This is a genomic window from Synechococcus sp. RC10A2, assembly GCF_047502605.1.
The window spans coordinates 37,849-48,990 of record NZ_JANSHP010000097.1; the positions used below are offsets into that span (position 1 = coordinate 37,849).

General features: G+C 65.6%; 10 protein-coding genes and 1 tRNA gene. 5 read left to right on the forward strand and 6 right to left on the reverse strand.

Annotation, left to right across the window (positions count from 1 at the left end):
• Positions 1–104 precede the first annotated feature (104 nt).
• The 5 genes from ggt (at position 105) to NW848_RS13330 (ending at position 5,391) form a co-directional block, all read left to right on the forward strand.
• The gene (gene ggt / locus NW848_RS13310) at positions 105–1,670 is read left to right on the forward strand and encodes a gamma-glutamyltransferase (protein WP_414511227.1); all 1,566 of its coding nucleotides are present in this window, start codon (positions 105–107) and stop codon (positions 1,668–1,670) included.
• Positions 1,670–2,485 carry a carbohydrate ABC transporter permease gene (locus tag NW848_RS13315; protein ID WP_414511228.1) on the forward strand — a complete coding sequence of 272 codons (816 nt, stop codon included), beginning with the start codon at positions 1,670–1,672 and terminating at the stop codon, positions 2,483–2,485. The genes ggt and NW848_RS13315 overlap by 1 nt, the downstream gene beginning before the upstream one ends.
• A gap of 12 nt (positions 2,486–2,497) precedes the next feature.
• The gene (locus NW848_RS13320; RefSeq protein WP_414511229.1) at positions 2,498–3,073 is read left to right on the forward strand and encodes a hypothetical protein; all 576 of its coding nucleotides are present in this window, start codon (positions 2,498–2,500) and stop codon (positions 3,071–3,073) included.
• A gap of 68 nt (positions 3,074–3,141) precedes the next feature.
• Positions 3,142–4,644 carry a lysine--tRNA ligase gene (lysS, locus tag NW848_RS13325; RefSeq protein ID WP_414511230.1) on the forward strand — a complete coding sequence of 501 codons (1,503 nt, stop codon included), beginning with the start codon at positions 3,142–3,144 and terminating at the stop codon, positions 4,642–4,644.
• Positions 4,645–4,647: 3 nt separating this feature from the next.
• The gene (locus NW848_RS13330) at positions 4,648–5,391 is read left to right on the forward strand and encodes a metal ABC transporter substrate-binding protein (RefSeq protein WP_414511231.1); all 744 of its coding nucleotides are present in this window, start codon (positions 4,648–4,650) and stop codon (positions 5,389–5,391) included.
• On the opposite strand, the gene ftcD is transcribed toward NW848_RS13330, so the two are convergent.
• From ftcD to NW848_RS13360, 6 genes are all read right to left on the reverse strand, one after another.
• A complete protein-coding gene (gene ftcD / locus NW848_RS13335; protein WP_414511232.1) occupies positions 5,388–6,278 on the reverse strand; it encodes a glutamate formimidoyltransferase in 891 nt (296 codons plus the stop codon). The genes NW848_RS13330 and ftcD overlap by 4 nt on opposite strands.
• Positions 6,279–6,353: 75 nt before the next feature.
• Positions 6,354–7,313: an acetyl-CoA carboxylase carboxyltransferase subunit alpha gene (locus tag NW848_RS13340; RefSeq protein WP_414511233.1), complete on the reverse strand. Its 960-nt coding sequence runs from the start codon at positions 7,311–7,313 to the stop codon at positions 6,354–6,356.
• Entirely contained in the window at positions 7,310–8,185 is an 876-nt protein-coding gene (gene accD / locus NW848_RS13345; RefSeq protein ID WP_414511234.1) for an acetyl-CoA carboxylase, carboxyltransferase subunit beta, read from the reverse strand. The genes NW848_RS13340 and accD overlap by 4 nt, the downstream gene beginning before the upstream one ends.
• A tRNA-Leu gene (locus tag NW848_RS13350) sits at positions 8,158–8,246 on the reverse strand. Before NW848_RS13350 ends, accD begins: the two co-directional genes overlap by 28 nt.
• Before the next feature lie 47 nt (positions 8,247–8,293).
• Complete coding sequence (locus NW848_RS13355) at positions 8,294–10,582, reverse strand: hypothetical protein (RefSeq protein ID WP_414511235.1); 2,289 nt, start codon at positions 10,580–10,582, stop codon at positions 8,294–8,296.
• Positions 10,583–10,885: 303 nt separating this feature from the next.
• Positions 10,886–11,142, reverse strand: a 257-nt coding sequence (locus NW848_RS13360) for a hypothetical protein (protein ID WP_414511236.1), incomplete at its 5' end; no start/stop codon positions are given.

The following is an 11,142-nucleotide window of genomic DNA, read 5'->3' on the forward strand; positions in this document are numbered from 1 at the left end:
CGTTAGAGTGATGCCCTATTATAGCACATTTTCGCGGATTTTGCGCTGTCTATGTCGTCCCCCAGCGGGCAGGAGCTTTGCTCCGTGCCTCGAATTGTTGCCCGATGCTCTCGCGCAGTGCCGTCTACGCTCGGAACGGGATGGTCGCCAGTTCGCAGCCGCTGGCGGTCAGCGCAGGCATACACATCCTGCGGATGGGCGGCAGCTTCGTGGACGCGGCGATAGCGACCTCCGCCGTGTTGTGTGTGGTGGAGCCGTGGGCGAGCCATCTCGGCGGGGATGCGTTCGCGGTGCTGTACGACGCGGCGCGTCGGCGCACGCTGGCACTCAACGGCTCAGGCGCTGCACCTCAAGCCGCAACGCCCGAACGCTTTCCGAACGGCATCCCGTTGCGCGGAATCACCGCCGCGACCGTGCCTGGACTGGTGGATGCTTGGTTCCGCCTGCACGCGCTGTATGGCAAACTGCCCGTCCCGCGCCTGCTGGAGCCTGCGATTGAGTACGCCGAACAGGGCTACCCGATTAGCGAGCGGAAGGCGAACATCTGGCGCAACGCGAGCCGCTCCAGCGAGTTGCGCCCCGTGCTGCAGGGGCTACTGGGGCAAGACCGCGCGCCGCGCGCAGGCGAGAGCGTGCGCTGCCCTGACACAGCGCGCGCCCTGAAAGCCATCGCTGCAGGCGGACGCGATGCCTTCTACAAGGGCGAACTCGCGCGGCGGCTTGTCGCCTACAGCCAGCAACACGGCGGCTGGTTCGAAGCGGACGACCTCGCCCGCCACGAAGGCGAACTGCTGGAGCCGTTGCGCGTGCGCTACCGCGTCTACACCGTGCATGGGCAGCCGCCCGTGTCGCAAGGAATCATTCTCATGGAGGCGCTCGCGCTGCTGGACGGGTTCGACCTGCGCGGGATGGACGCCTCCCAGCGCACGCACCTGATGGTGGAAGCCATCAAGTGCGCGTTTGCCGACCGCTGGGCGCACTTGGGCGACCCGCGGTTCGTAGGCAACCGCGCCGAGCAGCTGCTCGCGCCCGATTACATCCGCGAGCGACGCAGCGCGCTGTTGCTGGAGCGGGCGCAAGCCGTCTACGCCCCAGGCAAACTGCGCGACACGAACACCACCTACTTCTGCGTCGCCGACCGCGACGGGAACGCGATTTCGTTCATCCAGAGCGTCTATCACCCCTTCGGCAGCGGCGTGGTGGTAGACGGCATCCTGCTGAACAATCGGATGCGCGGCTTCTCGCTGCGTCCCGACAGCCCGAACCGCCTCGCGCCTGGCAAGCGACCGATGCATACGCTAAACGCTTACCTCATCACGCGCGGCGACGCGCTGGCGTATGTCGGCGGCACGCCTGGCGGCGATATCCAAGTGCAGACGAACCTGCAGGTGATTAGCCGCCTGATTGATGACGGCATGGAACCCCAGCAGGCGATTGAGCAGCCGCGCTGGGCATGGCAACCCGCCCAAAGCACGGATCCCTCCGCAGGCGCGCTTAGCCTCGAAGCGCCGAGCGATATGCTGCTGGAGGCTCTGCGCCAGCGTGGGCACAGCGTGCGCACGACCCCGCTCGGCACGCACCCCAGCGCGGTGCAGGTCATCCAGCAAGTGGGCGAGTGCTACCGCGCTGGCTCCGACCCGCGCGCCGAAGGGTATGCAGGAGGCTACTGATGGGCAAACGCATACTGGCGCACTCGGCGATCCTTGGGCTGCTCGCGCTCTATATGCTGCCGATTGCGTGGATGCTCTCCACCGCGCTCAAGCCCGACGACGAGCTGTTCACGGAGCAAATCCGCTGGGTTCCCAACCGCATCGCGTGGGAGAACTACCAGCACGCGCTGGCGACTTTCCCGTTCTGGCTCTATTTGCGCAACACGCTGCTGATTGCGGGGCTGAGCGTCGTGGGCGCGCTGCTGAGTTGCCTGCCGCCTGCCTACGCCTTCGCGCGGATGCGCTGGCGCGGACGCAACTTCTGGTTCTGGGTGATGCTCAGCACGCTCATGCTACCCCCGCAGGTCACGCTGCTGCCCGTGTTCCTGCTGTTTCGCACACTCGGCTGGGTGGACACCTTCTTGCCGCTGATTGTGCCCGCGTTTTTAGGGAACGCGTTCCTCATCTTCATGCTGCGCCAGTTTTTCCTGGCGCTGCCGCAGGAGCTAATTGACGCTGCGCGTCTGGACGGCTGCAGCGAGTGGGCGATTCTGTGGCGGCTGGTCGCGCCGATGTCGAAGCCTGCAGTGGCGACAGTCGCGCTCTTCTCGTTCGTGTGGGCGTGGACGGACTTCATGAACCCGCTGATTTACCTCAACGACGCCAGCAAGTTCACGCTTGCGGTCGGGTTGCAATACTTTTTGGGGCGGCACGGGGAGCAGTGGAACCTGCTGATGGCGGCAGCGACGGTGGTGACCGCGCCGCTGGTGCTGCTGTTTTTGCTGACGCAGCGCGCCTATGTGCGTGGAATCACGCTCACAGGGCTGAAAGGGTAGACTCTTGCTGTCGTGATTGCGCCGCCGTGGTGGTTTGACCTCAAGCAGTACGCCGAACGCCTCCAGCGCTGCTCGGACGAGGAGCTGCTGGACATCTACTTCCACATCCACCCGATACGCTATCAGGCGCACTATTTGTGTGTGTTGCGCGAGTTGCGCCGTCGGGGGGTCAAACCGCAGATTGCGCGCCGTCCGTTCGCGGGGGTGCGGTGGGATTTGCCCCAGTGGGTGGGCGCGTTGGGGTGGCTGGGTCGCTCGCAGGTCGCCTCGCGCCTGATGTTCGGGCTGCTGACGCTGCTGCTCTCGGCAGTGCTTACGATGCTGTCGCTAACGCCTGTGGGGCTGGCGACGCTGCTGATACGCTATCTGGACCCGTTTACCGCGCTGGCGCTGATGATGGGCGCGGTGTGGGCGTGGGGGCTGGGCGTCTGGCTGACCTACAGGGCGGGCGCGCGCGGCGGGTGGACGCTTGTGGCAGTTATCGGCAGCAGCGCGGCGTTCTGGGCGTTTCTGTGGACGCGCGCCTTCGCGCGTATTGTTGACGCGCTCCACCAACCGCTGGGCGGCGGAGGCGGTTGGGGATTTTAGGACGCAATGTGGGCTGGGCACACGCTCACGCACGCACAGGAGAAGGCGACTCAGGTACAATTCCCACCATGCACGACCAGAGCCGCCATCCCGCTACGGAAGAGAACCAGCTGGTGCAGATACGCAAAGAAAAGCTGCAGCAACTGCGCGCGCAGGGGCTGGACCCCTTCGCCATCGAACGCTACGCGACCACGCATACCCTACAGCAAGTCCACGACGGGTACGAGACGCTGCAGGGGCAGACGGTCGCTGTTGCAGGGCGCATCGTCGCCATCCGCAAAATGGGCAAGGCGACCTTCGCCCACCTGATGGACAGCACAGGCAAACTGCAAATCTACCTCAAAGCGGACGAGCAAGGCGAGCGCTACGAACTGATTGACCTGTGGGACTTGGGCGACTATCTTGGCGTGGAGGGCTTCGTGTTCCAGACGCGCACGGGCGAGATTACCGTGCATGTGCAGCACTTCACGCTGCTAGCGAAAGCCATCCGTCCCGTGCCGTTCCCCAAAGAGAAGGGCGAGCAACGCTGGTACGAACTGCACGATGTCGAGCAGCGCTACCGCCAGCGGTACTTAGACTTGCTGGTGAACCCCGACTCGCGGGCGCGGCTACTATCGCGTTGCGCGATGATTCGCGAAATTCGCCGATTCTTGGACGCGCGCGGCTTCTTGGAGGTGGAGACGCCCATCTTGCAACCGTTGGCGGGCGGCGCAGCCGCGCGACCGTTCACCACTTACCACAACGCGCTCGATCGGGAATTCCAACTGCGCATCGCGCTGGAGTTGCACCTCAAACGGCTGCTGATTGGCGGCATCGACCGCGTGTACGAAATTGGGCGCGTGTTCCGCAACGAGGGCATCTCCACCCGCCATAACCCCGAATTCACGATGCTGGAACTCTATCAAGCCTACGCCAACCTCGAAGACATCATGGCGCTGGTGGAAGACCTGTTCCGCCATGTCGCCGAGCAAGTGTTCGGCAGGACGGTGTTCGAAATGCACGGCGTGCAGGTGGACTTTCGCCAGCCGTGGCGGCGCATACGCCTGATGGACGCGATTCATGCGCATACGGGGCTGACCGAAGCCGATTTCGAGACGCTGGAACGCGCCGTCGCTGCCGCCGAGAAGGTCGGTATCCATGTGGAGCGCAAGGACACCATCGGCGGCATCATCGAGAAGGTGCTGGAGAAGTGCGTCGCCGAGCATTTGCAGCAGCCGACCTTCGTGTACGGTTTCCCCATCGACACCTCGCCGTTAGCCAAGCGCGAGCCTGACAACCCACGCTTCACGCGCCGCTTCGAGGGCTATGTGTTCGGCAAAGAGGTCGCCAACGCCTTCTCGGAACTGAACGACCCGATAGAGCAGCGTGCCCGATTCGAGCAGCAACTCGCCCTGCGTCAAGCAGGCGACGAGGAGGCGCACCCCTTCGACGAGGACTTCCTGCTGGCGATGGAGTACGGCATGCCCCCTGCAGGCGGGCTGGGCATCGGCATCGACCGCATGGCGATGCTGCTCACAGGCGCGGAGTCGATTCGCGAGGTGATTTTCTTCCCGCAGATGCGCGAGGGGTAGCCGATGTACGCGGCGACGCTGGGAGTGCTTGCGGACTGGGCGCGCGCGCTGGAGTTGCCCGTTGTGCTACTGCAGCCGCGTAGCGCGGACGCGCACGAGACGCCGCTGACGGTGCGCATGGTGCGCACGGCGTTGCAGGCGCGAGCGGTGATTGCTGTCGGCGGTGGGCTGGAAGGCTATCTGCCCGCGCTGCAACGCGCCACACAAGGCAAGACGCCCATCCGCATGCTGCTCGACCACCTGCACCCCCCATCCGACGACCTACATATCTGGCTGGACTTGGGCAACGCGCGGCAGAGTTGCGAGCAGATACTGCGCTGGTCGGCGCAGGACGGCTTGCTGGGCATCGCGCAGCGTCAGGCATGGCGCAGAACGCAACTCCTCTTTCGGCAACTGGAGGTACAGGTTCGCGAGGCGCGGCGTGTCCTACAGGGCAAGGCGTACATCGCCGTTCACGACGCCTACCGCCCGCTCACGCGGCGGCTGGGCATGCGCTCGCTGGGCAGCCTCCAGCCCGACCATGAACGCCCGCCGAGCCTGCAGGCGTTCCGCAGTGCGCTCACGCGGGCGCGTCAGGCGCGTGTCGCGATGGTGCTGTGCGCCGAAGAATCGCCCCTCGGCGCGACCGCCGCGCGCTTGCTACGGGTTCCGCTGGTGCTTGCTGACACGCTGGAGATGCCCGACCCCACGCGCGACTACTTCACGCGCTTGGCGCGCCTGATTGCGGCGCTGCAGCAAGCAGTCTAACGCACAATCTGCTGTGGGTCTATCTGGTTTAGCCCCAGTGCCGATTGCAACGCGCGCGCGGCGTCCTCCGCCAGCAGAACCCCGACCAGTTCCGTTCCGACGATTTCTGCGCCGTGCGCACGCGCAATCTGGCGCACCGCCTCCGTCACGCGAAACAGGTCTGTTTGGTCGGTTTGGGTGATGTTCAAGGAGACTTGTGCAACTTGGCGCGTGGGCAGCCACAGTCCCAGCGCGCGCACGCTGCGTAAGGCGGGGTTCGTCGTGCGTTCCGCGCGGATACGGCGGGCAATCTGCTGGGCGAGCGCGGCGTCGGGCGGGTGCAGGTAGCAGTTGAAGGCAATTAGCGGGTCACGCACGCCCATAATCGTCGCACCTGCCGTCGGATGGAGCCGCTTGGGTCCGAAGTCGGGGACGCGCTCGCCTGTAAGCCGCCTGCCGACCCAGCCTTCGAACCCGCCTTTGCGCAGGGCGGGCAAGTCGCGGGCGCGTCCTTCCCGCGTCGAGTGTTCGTAGAGGTACACAGGCACGCGCAGCCGCCGCGCGAAACTGCGCGCCACCGTGTGCGACCACGCAACCGCCTCGGCGCGCGTCAGCCCTTCCAACGGTACAAACGGCACGACATCCACCGCGCCGATGCGCGGGTGTGCCCCTTGGTGGCGCGTGAGGTCGATTCGCTCGACGGCGACCGCGCCTGCACGCAGCATGGCACGCCGCACCTGCGATGGCGCGCCCGAAAACGCCAGCACCATCCGATGGTGGTCATAGTCCCGCGAGAGGTGATGTATCTGCACGCCTGCACTAACGGCGGCGTCGGCAATCGCGTGGATGGTGGTCTCGTCGCGCCCCTCCGAGAAGTTCGGAATGCATAACAGCCGCGCCCGTTGCATATTCCACTATGCTACTCCGTGCGTTAGTGTACCGTGTCAGGTATGATTTCTGCGGTGAGATGATGACGACGGCAATCAGCCCACTGCCTCGAACACGCCCATGCGACGGAACCGCTGGTAGCGGTGATCGCGCAACGCTTCGGGCGAAAGCGTGCGCAACTCCTCCAACTGTTGCAGCACGGCGGAGCGCACGCTCAGCGCAGTGGTCTGCGGGTCGCGATGTGCCGCGCCCAACGGCTCTGGGATAACCAAATCGATAAGTCCCAACGCCAACGCGCTCTCGGCAGTCAGTTTCAGCGCGTCCGCCGCCTGGGGGGCTTTGTTCGGGTCGCGGTACAGAATCGCTGCGCACCCTTCGGGCGGGATGACCGAGTAAATCGCGTGTTCGAGCATCAGCACGCGGTTCGTGGCTGCCAGCGCAATCGCGCCGCCGCTGCCCCCCTCGCCTAAAATCACCGCAATCGTCGGTACGGTCAGCTCGAACAGCGTCAGCATCGACTGGGCAATCGACTCGCTAATCCCTCGCGCCTCCGATTCGACGCCTGGGTCGGCGGCGGGCGTGTCGACGAGGGTCAGCACGGGCAGACGGAACTTCTCAGCGAGGCGGAACATGCGCATCGCCTTGCGGTAGCCTTCGGGCTTCGCCATCCCGAAGTTGCGCTTCTGCCGCTCCTTGAGGTCGCGCCCCTTCTGCTGTCCGACAATCACGAAGTTGTGCCCGCCCATCTTCGCCAGCCCCGCCACAATCGCGGGGTCATCGAAGCCCAATCGGTCGCCGTGCAGCTCCAGAAAGCTCTCGCACATCAGGCGGATGTAGTCCAGCGCGTAGGGGCGTTTCGGATGGCGTGCCAGCAGCACCTTGTCCCACGGGCGTAGGTGCGCAAAGATTTGCTTCAGTAGCCGTTCGCGCTGCGCCTCCAGCTCGGCAATCTCGCGCGAGCGATCCAGCCCCTTCTCGGCGGCAATCTGGCGCAGCTCGGCGATTGCGCTCTCCAGTTCGTTGATGGGCTTCTCGAAGTCGAAAATCGTCATCATGGCGTCTCGCCTCCCCCGTAGGACGCCTGAAACATCTCCAACAGGTAGCTCAGCGTAGGGCGGATGTTGCGGCGCGGCACAATCATATCGACCATGCCGTGTTCGTGCTGGAACTCGGCAGTCTGGAAGTTGGCAGGTGGTTTGCCGACGCTGGCTTGCGCGGCGACGCGCTGCCCCGCAAAGCCGACCAGTGCGCCTGGCTCGGCGAGAATCACATCCGCCAGCGACGCGAAACTCGCCAGCACGCCCGCCATCGTCGGGTCGGTGAACACCGCGATGTAGGGCAGCCCCGCGCGGTGCAGCCTGCCGACTGCCGCCGTCGTCTTCGCCATCTGCATCAGCGAAATCAGCCCCTCTTGCATCCGCGCCCCGCCCGAAGCGCAAAACAGAATAACAGGGCGACGCGACTCGACCGCGCGCTCAAGGCAACGCACCACCTTCTCGCCCACAACCGACCCCATGCTGCCGCCCATAAACCCAAAGTCCATCGCGCCAATCACGATAGGGACGCCGTTCAGCTGGGCAAGCCCCGTGAGGATGGCTTCGGTCTCGCCTGCCGCCGTAGCCCCTTTGCGCAGCTTGTCGGCGTATTCGGGGAAGCCCAACGGGTCGCTGGGGCGCAGGTCGGCGTCGGTCTCCTGAAAACTGTCGGGGTCTACCGTCAGCAGGATGCGTTCGCGGGCGCGCAGGCGATGGTGATGCCCACAGTGCGAGCACACGCGCAGCGCACGCTCGAAATCGGGACGGAACAGAATCTTTTTGCAGCGGGCGCACTGCACCCACTGCTCCGCGCTCGCCTGCACAACTGCCCTCTTTTGCATCCCGCCCTCGCCGTGAACAATCGTGGTGCCGGAGGTGGGACTCGAACCCACACCTGAGTCGCCCCAGACCGATTTTTGAGACCGGCGCGTCTGCCAGTTCCGCCACTCCGGCTTGGAGGTGTATTATACCCTATCGGGACTCTCGGCAAAGGCGCGCGGTCAGTAGGCAGGCGGCAAGATGTGCTTCGGTTGCACGCCTGGCGGGGCGATTAGGATGGCGTCCCACTCGGTGTAGTGCGGCGGTTGGGGCGCGCTCGGCTTCCAGCGCAGGGTGAGTCGGTACTCGCCTGCCTTCAGCGTCGCTGTACCCAGCGGCAGCCAGTAGCACTGGTCGGCGTAGCGGGCGACGGCGCGCTCCGCAGACAGAACCGCAGTGCCCTCCGCTGCAGGGGTCGCCTCTGCCTCGCCAGCGGGAACAGCCTGCCACTCCACGCTGCCCGACGGGACGCCGCGCACCGCCAGCCACAGCGTGTAGGCTTGCGCCTCGCGCAGGCTGAAAGCGTAGGTCGCCGACGCGCTCTCGATGGGCATCGGCGTGTTCAGCCACAGCGTCGCGCCGCTGCTCATCGCAGGATCGCGGCGAATAGTCCCGAACTCGTGCAGGCGCGCGCTCTCCGCCTCCAGCCAGCAGTAGGGCTGGAACGCCCGCTCAAATTCGAACCAGTTGGTGCGCAGCAGCGCAAAGCCCTGCGACGGGTTGCGCCGATAAATGCTCAGCGCGTTGTCGAAGTTGAACTTCAGCACCCGCGCGTCCTGCCCCGTTGGATTGCCCTGTTTGAACAGTTCGCCCACGCGCGCCGTCCACGCCTCTACGCTGGTCTCGCAGATTGGCTCGCTCTGGAAGCCGCGAAGGCGCACGGGGGTTGCGCCGACGCGCAGGCGCACACGGTCGCCGCGCACCTCCAGCCGAACCGCCTGCCCGTTCAGGTCGAACGCTGTCAGCGGCGCACGGTCAAAACGGCGCAGGGTAATCTCCCGCTCGCCTTCCTCCACCCACAGGCATAGTTCCAGTTGGCGCGTGATGTTTAGGTTGCCTTGCGCGTCCAGCGTGCGCACTTCGGTCGCCTTCTGGAAGCCGTGAATCTCGAAGCCCCACAACAGCGGCTGCAGGTCAGGCTGTGCGCTGGGAACCCACCAGCCGCTGCGATAGCGTCGGATTTCGGTCAGCCCCCACAGCGTCGCGGGGAATGGCTGCAGGGTCGGCGCGTCGGGCGCGGCGTCGGTCTGCATCAGCGTGCGCCAAGCGTCTTCGGGCAGTCGCCCGCGCCAGTAGACGCGCTCGATGCCCATCTCCCGCGCGAAGGTCTGAAACATCCACGCGCGTTCGGCGTCGTCGCCTGCCCACTCCAGAATCAGCGTCGTCAGCGGTTCCAGTGTGCGCTCGCGGCGCAGCGTCTCCAACAGCATTTGCATACGCCACAGGTCGCGTCGCGCGGCGGGCAGATACCAGCCAATCGGCGTCTGCGGGTCTGCGAAAGCGTCAGGCGTCGGCAACTCGGCAGGGTCGGGCGCGGTCTGCAGGATGGTGAAGTCGGCGTTCGGCGTGTAGCGCGTCAGCATCTCCCGCAGCCCCGCCGCCAGCACGCGCCACCGCTCCGCCAGAAACGCCCGCCAGTCCTCCCAGAAGCGGCTGCGGTTGGCGTCCAACTCCTGCGGCTTGACCGACTCGTCGGGCGCAATCAGGTAGGGCAATCCGCGCCCCTCGCGCCAGAGGGGTATCAGGCGCGCGGCTTGCTCGTGTCGCTCCAGTTTCGTGCTGGTGTCCCACGCGCGTTCCAGTTCGGTCAGGTCGGGGTAGCGCGTCCTAAGGTACGCCTGCCACTCCGCCTGCGCCAGCGGGCTGGTCGGCAGCGTGCTGACGCTCAGGATGTCCCAGTCGCTCTGCAGCAGCCAGCCGCGAAAGCCCCGCGTGGGCGCGCGATGCCGCAGCAGGCTCAGCAGCGCGTCGCGGTAGGCGTCCCAGTCGTCCCACAGGTCGGGCAGCGCGTTCGGGCGCAACGGGTACAGCAGCAGCACGCTCTCGGCGGTGTCGCCGATGGCAGTAAGGGCGCGTCCGTTGCTGAGTTCTAGCACCGTGCTGAGGCGCAGGTACGGCGTCTCGCGGGGTGAGACCGCCAACAGCAGGCGCGTCGCGTCGGGCACAGTCAGGGCATAGACCCCCTCGGCGTTGCCCGCCATCCGATAGCGTTCGGGGGCGATTGTCCAGCCTTCGGTGCGCGGCAAGTTCGTCAGCCACAGCCGCCAGTTTAGCCCTGACGCCTCCGCCATCTCCAGCAGCGACTGCCACGCCTCGCGGCTGGGCAGCGCACTCAGGCGGATGACCACTTCCGACACGCCCTGCGCCTTGAGTTGGCTGAGGCGTTCCGCGAAGTCGCTTGCGGTGTAGTCAAGGGCAACGCCCAGCGTGTGTTGCTTGGACGGTTGGGCGGTCGCACTTCCCGATTGCACACTCGCGATCGTCGATCGCGGGAGTATGGTTGGTGTGCCCTCACCTTCTGCAACAAGCGGCATTTTGGAGTGCGGAAGCGGAGCTTCCGCCCGATGCTGAAGCTGCGCTTCAGCACTCCAAATGGATTGGCGCGTGCAAGTTGCATCTCCCCGCTCCCACGCCGTTGGAGAGGGGCTGGAGGCAAGGGCAGTTAGCATCCCCGCCGTCAGTAGCCCGCCGATTGCCCAGCGCGTCGTTTGTGGTCGCATTCGTTTTCCGCTCTCGGTTTCGGCGCGTGGGGGGCGATTCCTGTCGGCGACGGGTCAGCTTAGTTTTTGCTCGAACGCCTCCAGGCTGGGCGCAAGGGCGGCTTCGGTGTTAAGCGTTTCCAGCTGCTCCACGGATTCGATTTGTTCAAGGCGCGCTTGCACACGGAGGGCGTCCTCGCCAAAGCGCGTCTGAAGCAGGCGTAGCGTGGCGCGAATAATGCCTTGCCGAAGTCCCTGCTCAACGCCTTGCTGCAGTCCTTGCTGCAGTCCTTGCTGCAGTCCTTGCTGCAGTCCTTGCTGCAGTCCTTGCT

Excerpts from the sequence above, each read along its gene's own strand:
- ggt (WP_414511227.1), top strand. The coding sequence starts at position 105 with ATGCTCTCGCGCAGTGCCGTCTACGCTCGGAACGGGATGGTCGCCAGT.
- NW848_RS13315 (WP_414511228.1), top strand. The coding sequence starts at position 1,670 with ATGGGCAAACGCATACTGGCGCACTCGGCGATCCTTGGGCTGCTCGCG.
- lysS (WP_414511230.1), top strand. The coding sequence starts at position 3,142 with ATGCACGACCAGAGCCGCCATCCCGCTACGGAAGAGAACCAGCTGGTG.
- NW848_RS13330 (WP_414511231.1), top strand. The coding sequence starts at position 4,648 with ATGTACGCGGCGACGCTGGGAGTGCTTGCGGACTGGGCGCGCGCGCTG.
- ftcD (WP_414511232.1), bottom strand. The coding sequence starts at position 6,278 with ATGCAACGGGCGCGGCTGTTATGCATTCCGAACTTCTCGGAGGGGCGC.
- NW848_RS13340 (WP_414511233.1), bottom strand. The coding sequence starts at position 7,313 with ATGATGACGATTTTCGACTTCGAGAAGCCCATCAACGAACTGGAGAGC.